19 protein-coding genes and 1 other RNA gene are annotated in these 18,854 nt (G+C 47.3%); 11 read left to right on the top strand and 9 right to left on the bottom strand.

Annotation, left to right across the window (positions count from 1 at the left end):
• Window positions 1-12: 12 nt before the first annotated feature.
• Window positions 13-1,050 carry an ABC transporter permease gene (locus MC24_RS08925; protein ID WP_038054700.1) on the bottom strand — a complete coding sequence of 346 codons (1,038 nt, stop codon included), beginning with the start codon at window positions 1,048-1,050 and terminating at the stop codon, window positions 13-15.
• Between the two features lie 136 nt (window positions 1,051-1,186).
• On the opposite strand from MC24_RS08925, the gene ssrA reads away from it, so the two are divergent.
• The 3 genes from ssrA (at window position 1,187) to groL (ending at window position 3,647) form a co-directional block, all read left to right on the top strand.
• Window positions 1,187-1,543: a transfer-messenger RNA gene (gene ssrA, locus MC24_RS09365) on the top strand.
• A gap of 197 nt (window positions 1,544-1,740) precedes the next feature.
• Complete coding sequence (gene groES, locus MC24_RS08920; protein WP_024103730.1) at window positions 1,741-2,016, top strand: co-chaperone GroES; 276 nt, start codon at window positions 1,741-1,743, stop codon at window positions 2,014-2,016.
• A gap of 14 nt (window positions 2,017-2,030) precedes the next feature.
• Window positions 2,031-3,647, top strand: coding sequence for a chaperonin GroEL (gene groL, locus MC24_RS08915; protein ID WP_038054698.1), 1,617 nt, complete (start codon window positions 2,031-2,033; stop codon window positions 3,645-3,647).
• Between the two features lie 188 nt (window positions 3,648-3,835).
• Here groL and MC24_RS08910 read toward each other — a convergent pair whose 3' ends face one another.
• The 4 genes from MC24_RS08910 to tmung are packed head-to-tail and all read right to left on the bottom strand — an operon-like array spanning window position 3,836 to window position 7,634.
• Window positions 3,836-5,614 (bottom strand): AAA family ATPase, encoded by a 1,779-nt coding sequence (locus MC24_RS08910; protein WP_235280364.1) that lies wholly within the window; start codon window positions 5,612-5,614, stop codon window positions 3,836-3,838.
• Window positions 5,607-6,536 (bottom strand): SDR family oxidoreductase, encoded by a 930-nt coding sequence (locus MC24_RS08905; RefSeq protein ID WP_012310542.1) that lies wholly within the window; start codon window positions 6,534-6,536, stop codon window positions 5,607-5,609. Before MC24_RS08905 ends, MC24_RS08910 begins: the two co-directional genes overlap by 8 nt.
• Window positions 6,533-7,051: a metal-dependent transcriptional regulator gene (locus MC24_RS08900; protein ID WP_012310541.1), complete on the bottom strand. Its 519-nt coding sequence runs from the start codon at window positions 7,049-7,051 to the stop codon at window positions 6,533-6,535. The genes MC24_RS08905 and MC24_RS08900 overlap by 4 nt, the downstream gene beginning before the upstream one ends.
• Before the next feature lies 1 nt (window position 7,052).
• Window positions 7,053-7,634 (bottom strand): type-4 uracil-DNA glycosylase, encoded by a 582-nt coding sequence (gene tmung, locus MC24_RS08895; protein ID WP_011943060.1) that lies wholly within the window; start codon window positions 7,632-7,634, stop codon window positions 7,053-7,055.
• A gap of 109 nt (window positions 7,635-7,743) precedes the next feature.
• On the opposite strand from tmung, the gene fliJ reads away from it, so the two are divergent.
• The gene (gene fliJ, locus MC24_RS08890) at window positions 7,744-8,178 is read left to right on the top strand and encodes a flagellar export protein FliJ (protein WP_012310540.1); all 435 of its coding nucleotides are present in this window, start codon (window positions 7,744-7,746) and stop codon (window positions 8,176-8,178) included.
• Here the strand turns inward: fliJ and MC24_RS08885 are convergent.
• Both MC24_RS08885 and MC24_RS08880 read right to left on the bottom strand, forming a co-directional pair.
• Window positions 8,175-9,680, bottom strand: coding sequence for a YifB family Mg chelatase-like AAA ATPase (locus tag MC24_RS08885; RefSeq protein ID WP_012310539.1), 1,506 nt, complete (start codon window positions 9,678-9,680; stop codon window positions 8,175-8,177). The two genes, fliJ and MC24_RS08885, sit on opposite strands and share 4 nt — an antisense overlap.
• Entirely contained in the window at window positions 9,677-11,410 is a 1,734-nt protein-coding gene (locus MC24_RS08880) for a proline--tRNA ligase (protein ID WP_038054693.1), read from the bottom strand. The genes MC24_RS08885 and MC24_RS08880 overlap by 4 nt, the downstream gene beginning before the upstream one ends.
• Window positions 11,411-11,481: 71 nt before the next feature.
• Here MC24_RS08880 and MC24_RS08875 point away from each other — a divergent pair, with 71 nt between their 5' ends.
• The 5 genes from MC24_RS08875 to MC24_RS08855 all read left to right on the top strand — a co-directional run bounded on the left by MC24_RS08875 (window position 11,482) and on the right by MC24_RS08855 (window position 14,825).
• Complete coding sequence (locus MC24_RS08875) at window positions 11,482-12,393, top strand: TIGR01212 family radical SAM protein (protein WP_038054690.1); 912 nt, start codon at window positions 11,482-11,484, stop codon at window positions 12,391-12,393.
• Window positions 12,374-12,610 (top strand): hypothetical protein, encoded by a 237-nt coding sequence (locus tag MC24_RS08870; protein WP_235280363.1) that lies wholly within the window; start codon window positions 12,374-12,376, stop codon window positions 12,608-12,610. Before MC24_RS08875 ends, MC24_RS08870 begins: the two co-directional genes overlap by 20 nt.
• Before the next feature lie 36 nt (window positions 12,611-12,646).
• Window positions 12,647-13,855: an RNA-guided endonuclease InsQ/TnpB family protein gene (locus MC24_RS08865; RefSeq protein WP_038054686.1), complete on the top strand. Its 1,209-nt coding sequence runs from the start codon at window positions 12,647-12,649 to the stop codon at window positions 13,853-13,855.
• 173 nt (window positions 13,856-14,028) lie between these two features.
• Window positions 14,029-14,634: a hypothetical protein gene (locus tag MC24_RS08860; RefSeq protein WP_235280370.1), complete on the top strand. Its 606-nt coding sequence runs from the start codon at window positions 14,029-14,031 to the stop codon at window positions 14,632-14,634.
• A complete protein-coding gene (locus MC24_RS08855; RefSeq protein WP_038054681.1) occupies window positions 14,631-14,825 on the top strand; it encodes a DUF6485 family protein in 195 nt (64 codons plus the stop codon). Before MC24_RS08860 ends, MC24_RS08855 begins: the two co-directional genes overlap by 4 nt.
• 9 nt (window positions 14,826-14,834) lie before the next feature.
• Here MC24_RS08855 and MC24_RS08850 read toward each other — a convergent pair whose 3' ends face one another.
• Window positions 14,835-15,761, bottom strand: coding sequence for a GAF domain-containing protein (locus MC24_RS08850; RefSeq protein WP_038054679.1), 927 nt, complete (start codon window positions 15,759-15,761; stop codon window positions 14,835-14,837).
• On the bottom strand, window positions 15,758-16,834 hold the full coding sequence (mnmA, locus tag MC24_RS08845) for a tRNA 2-thiouridine(34) synthase MnmA (RefSeq protein ID WP_038054676.1): 1,077 nt from the start codon (window positions 16,832-16,834) through the stop codon (window positions 15,758-15,760). The genes MC24_RS08850 and mnmA overlap by 4 nt, the downstream gene beginning before the upstream one ends.
• Window positions 16,835-16,915: 81 nt before the next feature.
• Here mnmA and hslV point away from each other — a divergent pair, with 81 nt between their 5' ends.
• Both hslV and hslU read left to right on the top strand, forming a co-directional pair.
• Window positions 16,916-17,446 (top strand): ATP-dependent protease subunit HslV, encoded by a 531-nt coding sequence (gene hslV / locus MC24_RS08840; RefSeq protein WP_038054673.1) that lies wholly within the window; start codon window positions 16,916-16,918, stop codon window positions 17,444-17,446.
• 11 nt (window positions 17,447-17,457) lie between these two features.
• Window positions 17,458-18,849, top strand: coding sequence for an ATP-dependent protease ATPase subunit HslU (hslU, locus tag MC24_RS08835; protein ID WP_038054671.1), 1,392 nt, complete (start codon window positions 17,458-17,460; stop codon window positions 18,847-18,849).
• Window positions 18,850-18,854: the final 5 nt, after the last annotated feature.

Below are 18,854 nucleotides of genomic sequence, written 5' to 3'. Positions count from 1 at the left end.
TCGTTTCACCTCTCATCCAAGTCTTATTCTGGGGTCTATAAGGGCGTACAGGATATCTATTATGAGATTTCCAACAACAAGAATTGTTGAGAAAAACAACGCAGAAGCCATCACCGAGGCGTAATCGAGTTGCAGGGCTGCCTGCGCGGTGAAGCTTCCCACACCCGTTCTGTTGAAGACCGTTTCCACGATCACGGTACCGGAGAAGAGGCCGATGATCATACCACCGGCGACCGTGGTAACCGGAATCAAAGCGTTTCTTCTGGCGTGTTTGTTTATAACCACATCTTCAGGAAGACCCTTTGCCCTGGCGGTTCTCACGTATTCTTTGTTCAGGACTTCCAGCATGCTCGACCTGGTGATTCTCAGAAGATACGCCCACCAGAGCCACGAAAGCGTTATGATGGGACCTATGAGGTGTTTCAGACCATCCCAGAAGATGTCCAATCTGCCGTTCAAAAGCGCGTCTATTGTAACGAGCTTTGTGTAGCGATGAAACTCCGGAGATTTGATCACTTCTTCAGCCCACATACTCAGATTCCCAGGAGGAAGCCAGTTCAGTATACTGTAAAAGATCATCAGAACGAGCAATCCAAAGACGAAATCAGGAAAAGACCAGCCAACCACGGCGAAGATTCTTATGAAATGATCGAGGAATTTTCCTCTGTGAACCGCAGCCTTCACACCGAGCCATATTCCAACAAATACAACAGGGAAGATGGCGTAAAGCGCAAGTTCAACGGTGTATGGGAGTCTTCTCAAAAGAGCATCTTTCACCGGTTCTTTCCCAACAAGGGACCACCCGAGATCACCTCTCAGAGTGTTTGAGAGCCATTTGACGTATCTCACAACGAAAAAGTCGTTCAAGCCGTACTTCTCCTTCAGAGCGTCCATTTGCTCGGGCGTTAATTTGTCCAGCATGTTCGGGTTAACGTACGCTGCGAGCAATTTGTCCGGCCCGAGGGACTGGATCATCGAGAAGACGATGAAAGTTACTCCTAAGAGAATCAGGGGCAAGAGCAGAAGTCTTCGTATGATGTATGCGGTCACCTGGTACACCTCCTGGTCGTAAATTGGGTATGTATCTTCATATGATTATACAACATACCCTGAACCTTCCGACATTTGGAAGAGTCTGAACAGTGGTATAATAAAGGTGGTATAATAAAGATGGATTGATAAACCAGGGGGCGAACGGGTTCGACGGGGATGGAGTCCCCTGGGAAGCGAGCCGAGGTCTCCACCTCCTCGTAAAAAAGGTGGAACAAAGAATAAGTGCCAACGAACCTGTTGCTGTTGCCGCCTAATAGATAGGCGGCCGTCCTCTCCGAAGTTGGCTGGGCTTCGGAAGAGGGCGTGAGATATCCAGCCTACCGATTCAGGCTTCGCCTTCCGGCCTGAATCGGGAAATTTCAGGAAGGCTGTGGGAGAGGACACCCTGCCCGTGGGGGGTCCCCCCTGAAATCGAAAACACGGGCTGCGCTCGGAGAAGCCCAGGGGCCTCCATCTTCGGACGGGGGTTCGAATCCCCCCGCCTCCACCAGAAAAAGGGCGCTTCAAGCGCCTTTTTACTTTTCTTCAACCTCTTTGACTCATTGTTTACCCATTATTAACGATAATGTTGAGTTTGTGTTCGTTTTTCTTAATCAATATCCCTTGAAGAGGCTCGTAAAAAGTAGTATATTTATATTAGCAGTCGAACGATGAGAGTGCTAAAAATCTACGAAGGAGGGATGGATGATGAAAGTGATACCTCTCGGTGAAAGGCTTCTCATCAAGCCCATCAAAGAGGAAAAGAAGACTGAGGGAGGAATCGTTCTTCCAGATTCCGCAAAAGAGAAACCGATGAAGGCAGAGGTCGTAGCCGTGGGAAAGATCGATGACGACGAAAAATTCGACATCAAAGTTGGAGACAAGGTTATTTACTCCAAATACGCGGGTACAGAAATAAAGATCGATGATGAGGATTACATCATCATTGATGTGAACGACATACTCGCGAAAATCGAAGAGTGAGGGAGGTGTGAAATATGCCGAAGATTTTGAAGTTCAACGAAGAAGCGAGAAGGGCACTCGAAAGAGGTGTGGACAAGGTTGCTAACGCGGTAAAGGTGACTCTTGGGCCAAAGGGAAGGAACGTTGTTATTGAAAAATCGTGGGGTTCTCCAACAATAACCAACGACGGTGTTTCTATAGCCAAGGAGATTGAGCTCGAGGATAAATTCGAAAACCTCGGGGCTCAGCTCGTGAAAGAGGTTGCTTCCAAAACAAACGACGTTGCCGGTGATGGTACAACAACGGCTACAGTTCTCGCACAGGCCATGATCAAAGAAGGCCTCAAGAACGTTGCAGCAGGTGCCAATCCAATACTCCTCAAGAGGGGTATAGACAAAGCTGTTGAGAAAGCCGTCGAAGAGATCAAGAAGGTCTCCAAGAAACTTTCCGGTAGGGAGGACATTGCCCACGTTGCCGCTATATCTGCGAACAGTGCCGAAATTGGAGAACTCATCGCAGAAGCTATGGACAAGGTAGGAGAAGACGGAGTCATCACCGTGGAGGATTCCAAGACGCTTGAAACGTATGTTGAATTCACCGAAGGTATGCAGTTTGACAGGGGTTACATTTCACCGTACTTCGTCACAGATGCTGAGAAGATGGAGGTTGTTCTGAAAGAGCCCTTCATACTCATCACTGACAGGAAGCTCAGCGCTGTGAAACCTCTCATTTCAATTCTTGAAAAAGTCGCTCAGACCGGAAGACCACTCCTCGTCATAGCGGAAGACGTTGAAGGAGAAGTTCTGACAACGCTCGTTCTCAACAAGCTCAAGGGTACTCTCCAGTCCTGTGCTGTGAAGGCGCCTGGATTCGGTGAAAGAAGGAAAGCCATGCTTCAGGACATAGCGATACTCACCGGAGGTCAGGTGGCAAGTGAAGAGCTCGGAATCAATCTCGAGGATCTCACCCTCGAAGATCTCGGAAGAGCCGATCTTGTGAGAGTCAAGAAGGATGAGACCATCATAATTGGAGGAAAAGGTGATCCGGAGGCCATCAAGAAGAGAATTGCTCAGATCAAAGCCCAGATAGAAGAAACCACGTCCGAATACGAAAAAGAAACTCTCCAGGAAAGGATGGCAAAGCTCGCAGGAGGAGTAGCCGTCATAAAGGTCGGAGCAGCCACCGAAACAGAGCTCAAGGAAAAGAAACACAGAATTGAAGATGCATTGAGTGCTACAAGGGCAGCTGTTGAAGAAGGAATCGTTCCAGGTGGAGGAGTAACACTCCTGAGAGCAAGAAAAGCCGTTGAAAAGGTCATAGAAGAGCTCGAAGGCGACGAGAAAATAGGAGCTCAGATCGTTTACAAGGCACTCTCAGCCCCAATTAAGCAAATCGCTGAAAACGCAGGATACGATGGAGCGGTGATCGTAGAGAAGATACTCTCGAATGACGATCCAGCCTATGGATTCGACGCACTCAGGGGAGAATACTGCAACATGTTTGAAAGAGGAATCATTGACCCAGCAAAGGTTACAAGGAGCGCTCTGCAGAACGCCGCGTCCATCGCTGGAATGCTCCTGACAACGGAAGTGCTCATCGTTGAAAAACCCGAGGAGAAAAAAGAAACACCGAGTATTCCTGAAGAATTCTAAATGATAACAAGGGGGCCAAAGGCCCCCTTTACTTTTTTTACTTTCTGTGGTATGATGAAAATATCAATAGTTCCTTTCAGGTATGGAAATCTGTTGCGGAATAGATCCAAGAACTCGTTTGAGTTGATTCAATACTTCCTCAGAGGTCTTAAAAAAAGAAGGGGCGTTTGCCCCTTCTTTTGGTTTCATCAAACGCTGAACTTTTCTTCGAAAATTTTCGTTGTTTCCTCGTCTATATTGCATATGCGGATTTCTTCCAGAGCGGTATCCGGATGTTGATCGATGAAATCTTTTATTGCCTTTGAAAAGATTCCCACCGCTCTTTCTTTCGGAAATCCGAAGATTCCTGTGCTGATGGCAGGCATTGAGATGCTTTTCAATTTCAGTTCGTGAGCTCGAAGGAGTGCGTTGTAAACTGCTTTGTAGAGGAGTTCGTCCTCTCCATGACTGCCTCCTCTCCAAACGGGTCCCACAGCGTGAATCACGTATTTTGCCTTCAGCTTTCCAGCGCCGGTTACCACCGCTTCGCCTGTCGGAATTCTTCCACGCTCCTGAACGATCCTGTCGCTTTCCTCCTGAATAACGCTTCCACCTGCTCTCACGATCGCTCCCGCTACTCCTCCTCCGTGTTTCAGATATTCGTTCGCCGCGTTCACTATGGCGTCCGCTTCTTCTCTTGTGATGTCTCCCTTTACGATTCTGATCTTTTTCCCTTTGTATTCCAGTTCTTTTCTCACTTCGGCCATACTTTCACCCCCGTACTTCTCGGGCCAAAGACGTTTGAGCCTTTCAAAGAGTTCTTCCTCAAAACCTACTCTTTTTGGCTGGAAGATGACCTCACCTTTCAACTTTTCTGGAAGATAGTTCGTTTTCACGAAACCACCGAAATCATGGGGATAAAGATACCTTTCTCCGTATCCACGCTTTTTCATTTCTTCGGTGACGGGATTTCTCAAAAAAAGCGGTACGTCCTCCACAAGAAGTTCCTGGGCCTTTTTCATTGCAAGATAAACAGAATTGCTCTTGGGAGCGAGGGAAAGGTAGATGGCACACTCTACAAGGTTCATCAAGCATTCGGGAAGTCCCACGTGTTCGACAGCGATGGAGGTCGAAACGGCGATATGTAGAGCGTTTGGGTCGGCGAGTCCAACGTCTTCGCTGGCGAATATGATCATTCTTCGTGCTATGAATCGCGGGTCTTCTCCCATCTCTATCATCTTGACGAGGTAGTAAACGGCGGCGTTTGGATCGCTACCCCTCATACTCTTTATAAAGGCTGAAGCGAAATCGTAGTGTGATTCCTTCGTGTACCCGCTCACATTTCCCAGCAGAGTTTCCAGATCTTCAAGAGTTGCCCTCTTGTTTTTGAACGCCTGGTGGACGATCTCCAGGGTGTTCAAGAGTTTCCTGGCGTCTCCTTCGGAATACCTTACTATGGCTTTCTCTACCGTTTCTTCCAGATCGATGTTGAGAACCTCTGTTGCTTTTTTCAAGATCTTCATCAGGTCCTCGTCAGAGAGTTTTTTGAAGTAAAGAATCCTGCATCTTGAGAGAAGTGCGGGTACGATGGCAAAACTTGGGTTTTCAGTTGTTGTCGCAACCAGTACGATGTCTCCTCGTTCAACATGGGAAACCAAGACCATCTGCTGGTTTTTGTTCAGGCGGTGTATTTCATCGAGAAAAAGAAGCAGTTTTTTTCCGTATTTTCTCAGCTGTTCTCCTCTTTTGAGAACGTTCTTTATTTCAGAAACCCCGTGAACGGTGGAGCTCAGATAAACTACCTCGCCGTTGAAATACCTTTTCAGCAGTGAAAAAACCGAGGTCTTACCAGACCCCGGTGGTCCATAAAGGATGGAGGAGAACATGTTGCCTGTTTTTAAAGTTCGCCGGAGAATCCCTTTATCGCCGAATATATGATCCTGACCGACGAAATCCTCGAAATCTTTCGGCCTGAGCAGTTCATTCAAGGGTTTTTCTGAAATACTCAACGGTGAGCTTCAATCCCTCCTCAAGGGAAACTTTGGGTTCCCAGCCGAGTTTTTCCTTCGCCTTCGTGTAATCGAGAATGCTCTTTCTCACGTCGCCCTTACGCGGTGGTTTATAGACGGGCTCTTTATCGTAGCCAGTGATCTCTTTCAGCAGTTTGAAGAGCTGGTTCACGGTCGTGCCCCTTCCCGTTCCTATGTTGAAGACTTCGTTGTCGCCTTTCTCCATGGCGAGAAGATTCGCTCTGACTACGTCATCAACGTAAACGTAGTCTCTGACGTACTCTCCATCACCGAATATGTGAACTTCCTCTCCCCTGAGCATCCTTTCAGTGAAGATGGCCACCACGCCCGCTTCACCGTACGGATCCTGTCTTGGCCCGTAAACGTTGGCGTATCTGAGGACTGTGTACTTCAGCCCGTACTCTCTTGCGAAGAATTCCAGGTACATCTCGATGCTGTACTTCGCAATACCGTAAGGTGATATCGGATGAGGTGTCTCCGTCTCTGGTGTTGGAAAGACCTTCACATTCTCTCCGTATATAGCCCCACCGGTGGATGAAAAAATGAATTTTTTAACACCGTGCTTGATGGATTTTTCAAGAAGCACAAGAGATCCAATGATGTTCGTTTCCGCGTCTCTGACAGGTTCCCTAACGGAGATGGCGACACTAGCCTGAGCGGCGAGGTGAAAGACATACTCGGGTCTGTGCAGAGAGAAGATCCGCTCCATCATTTCTTCGTCCTCTATACTCTGTTCATAAAACAGCGCGTTTCTGTTGAGGTTTTCGACCTTTCCAGAGGATAGATTGTCCACCACAATGACGCCGTATCCGTTTTCTATCAGTTTGTCCACCACGTGGGATCCTATGAAGCCCGCTCCGCCTGTTACCAGAACGTTCATGGTTGAGCCTCCTCTTCTTCATCTTCTTCCATAATTCTGGCTTCTTCAGGGATTTCCTGAACGTTCACAAGTCTTCTGCTCTCTTCGAGGAATTCCTTCAGTTCCTGCACCTTGCTCTCATCGAAATTCACCATTATGTCGTAAAATCTCTTGAATCTTTCTCTCGTTTTTGTATCCAGGAAGTGTGAGAAATGACGCGCGAGTTTTTCCGCGGTGGGCGAAGGTATTCCCATCACGTAGAAGAAAAAGTTTCTGAGTCTGTTCTGAGAACCTCTCAACGATCTTGCTCTTCTTTTTCCCTTCTCGGTAAGGGTTATGTATCCGTACTTCTCGTATTCGACGTATTCGAGTTCTGCCAGTCTTTTCATGGCGTTTGTCACACTTGGAAGGCTCACACCCATCTTTCTCGCGATGGTGCTCACCCTCGCCGCGGGTTGTTTCTGAAGTATCTCCTGAATCACCGCAAGGTAATCTTCGAGCGCAGGTGTCAGGGTTTTCTTTCTTCCTCTTGGCATGCTATCGACCCTCCTTCTTTATGAAACTTTTTGCTTTCTCAATATCCTCAAGAACGATCTTTCTGAGTTCATTACTTCTATTTCTCAGAAGATAACTCGGATGGAATGTTGGAATGACCTTTTTTCCTGCGAGCCAGTCGATGGGATTTCCTCTGATTTTGGTTATGGATACCTTTTTCCCATCCATGAGGAAAGACAATGCCGTGGCTCCGAGAGCAACTATCACATCTGGGTTGATGATTTCGATCTGAGCGAGTAAAAAATGTCCACATGCCGCCTGTTCTTCAGGAGTGGGTGTTCTGTTGTTGGGAGGCCTGCATTTCACAACGTTGCATATGTAAACATCTTCTCTTCTGATACCTGATTCTCTGAGTAGCTCCGTCAGAAGCATTCCCGCTCTTCCGACGAAAGGTCTTCCCGTCTTGTCTTCTTCCTCTCCCGGTCCTTCTCCCACAAAAACGATCCTCGTATCCAGATTTCCTTCTCCTACGACAACGTTTGTCCTATTCAGATGAAGTGGGCAAGCCGTACACTTTTTCACTCTCTCTGACACTATCTCCATGAGTTCTTCCCTTGTATACAAGCCTTTCTCCCCCGGATTCTGGTAAAATATTTCTGGAAATTATCAGAACCTTACTTAATTTTATCATCCACTATAAATTTTTCCAAAAATCTTATTGGGGTGATGATTCGTGCCTTTTAGATTTAGACTTCAGAGAATATACGATGTTCGAAGAAAGGAAGAAGAAACTTTGAAAAACGATCTCTCAAAAATCAATGAAAAAGTGGAAAATACCCAGAGAATTATACAACAACTTTCCGCTGAAAAGAAGCGAATAGAAAGTAATTTTCTTCACAAAAAGGTTCTCAGAAAGGAAGATCTCCTGAATATGGAGATGCAGATGATGTTTTATGAAGAAGAGATCAAAAAAAAGCAAAGTGAACTTTCTGAACTGATGAAGGAACAGGAAAAAACGAGAAGTAAACTTTTTGAAAAAATGAAGGAGAGAAAGATTCTTGAAAAATTAAAAGAAAGAAAGATGCGAGAGTACTTTCGTGAGGAAAACCTCAAAGAAAGGAAGACCATGGATGAAATAGCGGAGAGGAAATTCTGGTGGGAAAGCTAACTCTCTCTGAACCTGTACTGAAGCGCTTCTGCGAGGTGACTCATTTCTACACTGCTCGAACCTTCCAGATCCGCTATTGTTCGTGAGATCTTCAGAACTTTATCGATCTTTCTACCCGACAGTCCGTATCTTTCCACGTATCTCTTCAGGAGGTCCTCACTCTTCTCGTCCAGCTGGACAAACCTCCTCAGCATTCTGTGAGACATCTGTGAATTGCAGGAAATATGAGTATCCCTGAAACGTCTTTTCTGTATCTCCCTCGCCTTAATCACCCGCTCTCTGATTGAAGAGCTTTTCTCTCCTTCGGGTTTTTTCATCATTTCCTCGAAGGAGAGCTTCGGAACGTTGATCACCAGATCCATCCTGTCCAGAAGAGGACCTGAGATTTTCTTTCTGTACCTCATGATGTCTCTGGGAGAGCAGACACAGGGTTGTTTCGGGTCTCCAAGATTTCCACAGGGACAGGGATTCATGGCACCGACCAGCATGAAGCGAGCGGGGTAGGTGACGGTGAACTTCGCTCTGGCAACCGTGACGATGCCTTCTTCGAGAGGCTGTCTCAACGCTTCCAGCACGTCTCTTTTGAATTCCGGCAGTTCATCGAGGAACAGAACACCGTTGTGTGCGAGGGAAATCTCACCGGGTCTTGGGTTGGTGCCGCCACCGATGATGGAGACGGTCGACGCTGTGTGATGGGGAGATCTGAAGGGACGGAGTTTCACGATCCCGGGATAACCAGATGCGCTGTACACCTTACTCGTCTCGAGGATTTCCTCTTCGGACATGGGAGGAAAGATCGTGGGAATTCTCTTCGCTATCATGGTCTTTCCGGAACCGGGATTTCCTATCATGAGGATGTTGTGAAAACCTGCGACGGCTATCTCCACCGCTCTTTTCACCATCTCGTGGTCTCTAACGTCGGAAAAATCAATCTCGTATTCAACGTTCGTGTTTCCTATACCCGAATACTCGATCTGTTTCAGCGCTCTATCTCCCCTCAAAAACTCAACGCATTCTCTGAGAGATTCCACTGCATATATATCCAGCCCTTTCACACACTTTGCTTCTTCTTCGTTCTCTTTTGGGATGAGCACCGTACCATTGAACCTTTCTGAAAGAGAAAGGAGAACGGGAAGAACCCCGTTCACCCTCTTCACTTCTCCATTCAGCGAGAGTTCTCCTATAGCGAGGATGTTTTCGCTCACCTGAACTATTCCTGTTGAAGCGAGTATGCACAGTGCGATTGGCAGGTCGAGCATGGAACCTTCTTTTCTCACGTCTCCAGGAGCGAGGTTCACCACGTATTTACCGTGTGGAAGAGAAAATCCGCTGTTCAGAATAGCACTTTTCACCCTTTTTCTGCTCTCTTTCACAGCGGTGTCACCGAGACCGACCACGTCTATATCGTTGAAAACGCTCCTGTTGTCGAAATCCACTTCCACATCTATTTTCATTGCTTCTATTCCCTGTATCGTGGCGGAGGAGAGTTTGCTGTAGTTCACCTGGCAGCCTCCTTGGGATCGTACTCCCGCTTCATCTTTTCCAGTGTTTCCAGAAGCGTGCCGAAACCGTTTTTGATGTTCACCTTGACGAGTTCTTTCGAATAGCGTTTCTTCAGTTCAACAACACCTTCCTTGAGGGATCTTCCCACGTTTATTCTTATGGGAAAGCCTATGAGATCGGCGTCTTTGAATTTGAAACCAGGCGAGACTTCTCTGTCATCCAGAACAACCTCTTCTCCTTTTTCTGAGAGAACCTGGTAAATCTTTTCTCCCACCTGCTTCTGTTCAGCGTCGTTCATGTTCAGAATGTCCACCACAACGGTGTAAGGGGCGATCGAAAGGGGCCAGATCATACCGTTCTCATCGTGGAAATGCTCCACAACAGCCGCCATCGTTCTGGAAACTCCCCAGCCATAACAGCCCATGATGAAAGGCTTCATCTCACCGTTTTCATCCATAAAGTAGGCCTTCATGGCTTCGGAGTATTTTGTACCGAGTTTGAATATGTGACCAAGCTCTATCCCTTTTGTTGCCTTGAGAGGCTCACCACAGACGGGACAGGGATCGCCCTCCACCATCGTTCTCAGATCGTACCACTCGTCCACCTTGAAATCTCTGGGATGGTTTGCGTTTACGTAGTGCGTGTCCTCTTCCATACCCCCAACGACGAAGTTTTTCAGCCCCCTGACGCTGTGATCGGCCACTTTCTTCACATCCACACCGATGGGTCCAATGAATCCGACAGGAACACCGAAGTCCTTCAGAATTTCTTCTGGAGTTGCCATTCTCAGCGACTGATCTTTCAAATGTGCTTTGAGTTTCGCTTCATTGAGCTCCAGGTCTCCTCTTATGAGTACCATGACGTATCCTTCTCTTCCTTTGTAAAGAAGAGACTTCACGATCTTCGACGGAGGAACACCGAGAAACTCTGAAACTTCCTCGATCGTCTTCACCCCGGGTGTGGGAACCTTCTTGAAGGGTTTCTCTTCTTCCTGTTCCTGAGTATATTCACCTTTGTATTCGGCTTTTTCGTCGCTTGCCTGGTAGCCGCACTTTTCACAGAAGAGTACGTTCGTCTCTCCTATTTTTGCAGGAACGACGAACTCGTGGGAAGCGTTCCCTCCGATGGCACCCGTTTCTGCCTCTATGATCATGTACCTCACGCCGAGCCTTTCCATAATTCGGGAGTACGCTTTTTTGAACTCTTCGTACGTCTCGTCCAGAGATTCCCAGCTTGCGTGAAAGCTGTAAGCGTCCTTCATGATGAATTCTCTTGCCCTGAGAAGGCCAAAACGGGGTCTGATTTCGTCTCTGTACTTGTTCGCTATCTGATACAGAGTGAGAGGAAGCTGTTTGTACGAACGGAGCTCGTTCTTCACAAGGTCCGTGACGATCTCCTCGTGCGTGGGACCGAGTGTGAAGTCTCTTTCGTGCCTGTCTTTGAGTTTCATCATTTCGGGACCGTAATCGTCCCACCTTCCTGACTGTTTCCAGAGTTCCGCAGGTTGAAGGATGGGCATCAGAATTTCCTGTGCCCCTATCCTGTTCATCTCTTCCCGAACTATGTTCTCTATTTTGAGAAGCACTCTTCTTCCCAGTGGGAGGTAGGTGTATATACCGGCAGCTGTTTTTCTGATGAAGCCTCCTCGAAGAAGATACTCGTGGCTCACTGTCTCAACATCGGAAGGGGTTTCTTTGAGAGTAGGAGCGTAGAGGTCTTTCATCCGCAAGGCCGATCTCCTCCTCGATTTCGAGTTCTTTTGAAACTATTGTATCATAGATAGGAAAAGGAGGATGGGCCGTGCGATACAGAAAGCTCAGCGATTATCTGAAGGAAAGATACGGTGAAAGGGTTCAGAGAATAGTGATACACGGGGGATTCTCCTGTCCGAACAGGGACGGTACGAAAAGTAGGGGTGGCTGTATCTACTGTGATGCCACGGGAAGCGGTTTTACCACTCTGATGAGGCTCCCGATAAGAGAGCAGGTCATGGAAATAAAGAAAAAATACGAAAAGCGGGGGATCAAGAAATTCATCGCGTATTTTCAGTCGTTCAGCAACACGTACGCTCCTGTTGAGGTGCTCAGAGAACGCTACGAGGAAGCTCTCGTGGACGACAGTATAATCCAGCTCTCTGTCTCCACGAGGCCCGATCTCGTGTCCGAACGAGTTTTGGATCTGTTCGAAGAATTCAAAAAGCGTGTCGATGTTTCCGTTGAGCTCGGTCTTCAGACAGCAAACTATCGAACACTCAAGAAGATCAACAGAGGCCACACCCTCGCGGAGTTCGTGGATGCCGCTGTGAGAGTGAAAAAGAGAGGCATCGAACTCGTGGTGCATGTGATTTTGAATCTGCCCTGGGACGATATGGAGGATGTGGTAGAGACGGCCAAGATCCTTTCCGCTCTCGATGTGGACGGTGTGAAACTCCACTCGCTTTACGTGGTGGAAGGAACAAAACTCGCGGAGATGTACAAAAAGGGAGAAATAAAAATCTGTTCACTCGAGGAGTACATCGACAGAGCGATCACATTTCTCGAGTATCTCTCTCCGAACGTGGTTATTCACAGGCTGGTTGCAGATCCTCCGAGAAAGGGAACGATCTTCGGTAACTGGGGAAAGAGCAAGATAGAAATCATCAACATGATAGAAGAAGAACTCGAGAGGAGAGATACGTATCAGGGCAAGAAGTTTGATTATCTTAACAGGTAGTCTTTTTCTCTTGATTTTCGGGTGCATTCCTGTTTACAACCACACGCTTTCGTTCCTCGTCTGGATAGCAGGGGACAACGATCTGGAGCAGTTCATCTCTCAGGATCTGAAGGAGATGATGGGAAATCCATCTTGGATAGATGTCTTCGCTCTGGTTGACAGAACCCCAACCACGCAAGCTATCCTCTTTCAGAGGGATAGTAAGTGGTTGTTGTAGCTCGACTGTGTTACAATTGGCACAGGGAGTGGAAAAATGCCCAGACGTGTGATACGAACCTACAAACTCGCTGTACCGGGACATTTGAATCAAACATGCGAAGAACTCAACCGCACCGCAGCAAGAATCTACAACAAAACGATGTCTCTTGTGCGAAAGATACACCGAAAGAAAGGCTTCTGGCTGTCCTGGCCCACCGCAGACAAATACATCCTCCGCTGGGCAGAAAACATCAAAATCCACGTCCACTCAAAGCAGGCATTTGTTCAGCTCTACTTTCAAGCCCTCAAAGGGTACTTCAAAGCAGCCAAAAAGAATCAAGATGCAAAACCTCCCTACAAGAAAAAACGCTATCTACCGTTCATATGGAAAGAAAGCGCTGTAAAACTTCTATCAGACGGCACCCTGAGACTGTCTTTGGGCAAAGAACGAGAACCATTTGTTGTACAAACACCTCTCAAACCTCCCCTTCGCATCAAACAGGCAAGACTTGTCTTTGAAGATGGATACTATCTCCACCTTGCGATAGAGGTGGAGATTGAAGAAAAGAGTGCTAATTCTGGTGTTATGGCAGTCGACCCTGGAGTGCTCCGTCCCATCACGTGCTTTGATGGAAAAGAAGTCATCAGCTACCACGGAGGGGTTCTTAGCAGCATCCTTCGCTACCGAAACAAACGCCTCGCAAGCCTTCAGTCTGCCATAGCAGAGTGCAAGAAGGGATCAAGAAGGTACAACAAGCTTGTTCGTGCAAAGAAAAGAGTCCTGAGACGGCTCAGAAACCAGATCAACGACATCATGCACAAGATCACAAGCAGTTTCATCGGACTGTGCCTCAGAAAACAAATCGGAACCATCGTGATAGGAGACGTCACAGGGATCAGAGAAAGAGCGGACTATAGCGACAATGCGAACCAGAAGATCCACCAGTGGCAGTTCAGAAAACTCATCGAGATGATAAGGTACAAAGCAGAGCAGTTCGGAATCAAAGTAAAGCTCATCTCAGAAGCGAACACGAGCAAGACGTGTCCTGTCTGTGGTGCAAAGAACAAGCCGAACGGAAGAAGATACCACTGCAAAACCTGTGGTTTTGAGTATCACAGGGACGGAGTTGGAGCAATCAACATCTGGAAAAGGTATCCTGGCACAGGCCAGGTAGTAGCGGGTTTGGCCCCCGTCAGAGGTGTGAGGTTCCATCCGCACCTCTGTGGCCATGGAGCGTCTTTGGCTCCATGGAAGGTGGCCTGAGAGCCACCAAAAGTCCCATCCCCTTCAGGGGATTGGGAGGAGGTCAAGATCTACTTGCCTCAGAAAGTGAAAAATCCGGAATACTGGGACGATTTCGTTGCTTTAAACGACTTCACCTCGGAGAGCTCCTGAGACGATCTCATCGAACACTGGAGGGATAGAAATTGAAGAGGGTGAACATGAACCTGGCCTGGATGGGTGTTGTCTTTTCTGCGATGAGCTCGATTCTGCTGTTAGAATATTACAGGGAGATTCTGGCAGGATCTCCCAGTTACACCCTTGGGTCTATGACCCTTTTTCTTTCTCTGATTTCCACGATTTCTCTTTTGATCGTTTACAGACAGTGGAGTGTGCTCCTGAACATCAACATTCTGGAAACGTTGAGACTGGCGGAGCTACATTCAGTGAACTTGAACGAGAAGCCGTTTGTTCCAAACTGGCCATACATTGCCTTTATAGCCTTCTGGTTTCTCGAGTTTCTCTTTGCTGGAATATGGATTTTCTCACTGTTTCAGTTGATCTTTTTTGTGATCTTTCTTCATTATCTGTTTGAAACTATAAGAAAACTCCAGGAGATTAAGATCCACCTTTACAGAACCCTTTTCAACATCGACTACAAACCGGTCATAAAAGAAAGGAACGTGCTATCGGTTTTTCTCCTCACTCTGTTCACTTTCGGTGCATACTGGTTGTATCTGGTTGTCAGACTCTCTCGGGAAATAAACGAATTTCTCGATATGGATGATCGAATCATGGGAAATCTGGAGGTGAGATCGTGAAGGTCTGCCCGAACAAAGAGAGGAACCTTTCTTACTGCAACTGTTCTTATCCTGGATGTCCGAGAAAGGGCATCTGCTGTGAATGCATGCACTACCACAGACAGCATGGAGAACTTCCCGCGTGCTACTTCCCGAACGACGCGGAGAAAACCTGGGACAGATCCATCGAACACTTCAAAAGAGTGGTGTGAGGTTCTCCCTCACACCACCTTTGACACGAGTTCACACACCTTTTCGAGAAGGTCTCTGTCCTCTTCGGAAAAAGGAGAAGGACTGTACGAATCTATGTCCAGCTCTCCTATGATCTTTCCATCCTTGAAAATGGGAACCACAATTTCCGCTTTCGTCTTTGGACTGCAGGAGAGGTAATTCGTTTCTTTGCTCACATCCTGGACAACGAAGGTCTCTTCTCTTTCCGCTGCCTGACCACAGATTCCAACTCCGAACGGTATCTCCACGTGTTCTGTTGGCTCTCCCACGAACGGACCGAGTTTCAGCTTTCCATCTTCCACGAAGTAAAATCCCACCCAGTCGTAGTACGAAACGTGGTTTCTCAAAAATTTGCACAGATCACCGAGAGCTTCTTTTCCTCTTAAAATTTTCTCAATCTCTTTCAGCAGTGAATCAAAGTACTCTTTTTTTCCTCCGTAGTTCCCGATTTTTTTTCCTTTTCTGAACTCTATCACCGCGTGGAGCGTGGCGAGTGAAAGCTCTCTTAGAAATCCCTTTCTCCAGAGAGAGAACACGTCAATCACCACGATCTTCTCTTTCTCTCCATCCACAACAACCCAGTCTGAAAGACCCAGAAGCGACATGAGGAACACGGAGAAGTCTTCTTTTTTCAAATCGAGGAAATCTTCTCTCTCTGAGAGCGATTCTGCACACTCTATTTTTTTGTTCCTCGAGACGTCCAGCCAATCCCACTTGAATCTGTCGAGTTCTCTTCGCTCTATTTCCCGAAGGATCTTTTCGATCTTTTCATCGTTCAATTCGAGTTTTTTCTCGTAGTTTGGGACTATCGGACCGAACTTTTTTCTCAGCTCTCTCCAGAAATCGATCCATTTCGTTTTGTCCCACTTCAATATCTCGAGACACTCTTCCACCTTGTTCTGAACGATGCTTCTCATCGGATTCCCTCCTTTATGATCGCTCCTCCAAGGAGTGTGTCCCCATCGTAAAAGGCGGCGATCTGACCCGGTGTAACAGCGAAGACTTTCTTCTCGAACCTGACCCCCACTTCGTTATCTCTTACCCTGACGATCGCGGGAGCTTCTTCGGATTTTTTCCTCACCCTGCAGACACATCTGAACTCTTCCGGCACTTCGACATGCCAGACAGGATCTTCTGCGATCAAACCGGAGAAAAAAACATCTTCCAGATCTGATACAATAACAACGTTCTTCTCCGGAATTTTGCCCTCCACGTAGTATCTTCTCCCGAATTTTTCTATCTTGAAGCCCTTTCTCTGACCGATTGTGTAGAGTGGATACCCGAAGTGTTGACCAACGGTCTCTCCCTCTGGTGTAATGAGGTCACCCTCTTTGAGTGTTATACCTTCGTCTTTCAAAAAATTTTCGACACTGCCATCCGGTATGAAACACACGTCCTGACTTTCCTGTTTCTTTGCGACGTGTATTCCCGCTTCTTCTGCGATTCTTCTGATCTCTTCTTTCGTGTATACTCCGTTCGGAAAGATGAGTTTTTCTATCCTCCAGGGTTCGATCCTGGCAAGGAAATACGACTGATCTTTCTTCAAATCCACACCTTTTTTTATCACCTTTCTCCCGTACTTTTCACTGAAATCTATTCTCGCATAATGCCCGCTCGCGAACGCGTCGAATCCCTGGTTGAGAACGTAATCCATGAGGTACCCAAACTTCACGAAGCGGTTGCAGTGTACACAAGGATTCGGAGTGAGACCTTTGAGAAGATCCTTCTTGAATGGTTCGATGACTTTCTCTCTGAAGATCTCTTTCACATCGACGATCTCTATCTTCACTCCAAGAGAGTGGGCTATTCTTATCGCGTCAGCCGTATCCGATGGACTGCAGCAGACCTTCTTCTTTATTTCTTTTCTGATGAAGAATTCATCTTCCTTCGTTTTCATATGGAAGGCCTTTACCTCGTGTCCTTCTTTCAGCAGTAGATAGAGAGCTACCGCACTGTCTACTCCTCCACTGAGAGCTACCCCTACTTTCAAGTTCGCACCTCCTCATTTAAGATGATACCATTTCCTTTATTTGAGAAATTGAGTTAAAATAACTTGAGGAGGTGTTGAACCATGAAATTTCACGGAACGACGATACTGGTTGTGAGAAAAAACGGTCAAACGGTGATGGGAGGAGACGGTCAGGTCACCTTCGGTTCGACCGTTTTGAAGGGAAATGCGAGAAAGGTTAGAAAGCTTGGGGAAGGAAAAGTGCTCGCTGGTTTTGCGGGATCTGTGGCGGACGCCATGACGCTCTTCGATAGATTCGAAGCGAAACTGAGAGAGTGGGGAGGTAACCTCACAAAGGCTGCCGTTGAACTCGCAAAGGATTGGAGAACGGACAGAGTTCTGAGAAGATTGGAAGCCCTGCTTCTTGTGGCAGATAAAGAGAACATCTTCATCATATCGGGAAACGGTGAGGTTATCCAGCCCGACGACGACGCGGCCGCCATCGGTTCTGGAGGACCTTACGCACTCGCAGCTGCCAAGGCCCTTCTCAGAAACACCGATCTCTCCGCGCGGGAAATCGTGGAGAAAGCAATGATGATAGCCGGTGAGATCTGCATCTACACGAACCAGAACATAGTGATCGAAGAAGTTTAGGGGGTGTTTTTATGAAGAGTTTCGATGAAATGACTCCGAAGGAAATCGTTCAGGAGCTCGATAAATACATAGTCGGTCAATACGAAGCAAAGAAAGCTGTGGCGATAGCGGTCCGAAACAGAATCAGAAGACAGAAGCTTCCAGAAGAATGGAGAAAAGAAGTACTCCCCAAGAACATCCTGATGATCGGACCCACGGGTGTAGGAAAGACAGAGATCGCCCGGAGATTGGCTCAGCTTTCCGGATCACCGTTCTTGAAAGTCGAAGCGACAAGGTTCACGGAAGTGGGATACGTGGGAAAGAACGTGGACTCGATGATAAGAGATCTGGTTGAGATCAGTGTCAACATGGTGAAACAGGAAAAGATAAAAGAAGTGGAAAAACAGGCGGAAGAACTGGTTGAAGAGCGAATTCTCGATTCTCTCGTTCCCGAATCAAAAGCCGTGCCAGTTGTCACGAATCCCTTCATAAACCTCATAACCGGTGGACAGCAACATCAGTACACACCGGAAGATAGGAAAAGATTCAGAGCGAAAAGAGAAGAAATGAGGGAGAAACTGAGAAAAGGGGAGCTGGAAAACGAAGAGATTGAAATAGAACTCGAAGAAACGGTCTCTCCGTTCATGGGAATCTTCGGGCCGGGCATGGAAGACCTCGGGATAGAGATCACTAATATGTTCAGTGGAATGCTTCCAAAGCAGAAGAAAAAGAGAAAGATGAAGGTCTCTGAAGCGAGGAAGGTCCTGCTGCCTTTAGAAGCGGAAAAACTCATAGACATGGACAAGGTGGTGCAGGAAGCACTTGACAGAGCTCAGAACAGGGGAATCATCTTCATAGATGAAATAGACAAGATCGCTGGAAAAGAAAGTGCTGTGGGACCAGATGTGTCCAGACAGGGTGTTCAGAGGGACCTTCTTCCCATCGTTGAAGGCACCACGATCATGACCAAGTACGGACCGGTAAGAACGGATTACATTCTCTTCATAGCGGCCGGAGCATTCCATGTTTCACGACCATCAGATCTCATCCCGGAACTTCAGGGACGTTTCCCGATACGTGTGGAACTGTCACCCCTCTCCGAAGAGGATTTCGTGAGGATACTGAAGGAACCAGAGAACGCCATCATAAAACAGTACCAAGCACTCCTTTCAACGGAAGGCGTGGAACTCGTCTTCACCGAGGATGGAATCAGAGAAATGGCTCGAATAGCATATCAGTTGAATCAAAGACTCGAAAACATCGGAGCCAGAAGGCTCTACACGGTTGCTGAAAAGGTCCTCGAGGAGATCTCTTTCGAAGCACCGGATATTCCGGAAAAGAGGGTCGTTGTGGATGCCGAATACGTGAGAAGAAGACTCGAAAGGATCGTTCAGGACGAGGATCTGAGCGCGTACATACTGTGAGGTGT

This window comes from Thermotoga sp. Mc24 (genome assembly GCF_000784835.1).
Classification (GTDB): Bacteria; Thermotogota; Thermotogae; order Thermotogales; family Thermotogaceae; genus Thermotoga.
This window is presented reverse-complemented; position numbering and strand designations above follow the sequence as displayed.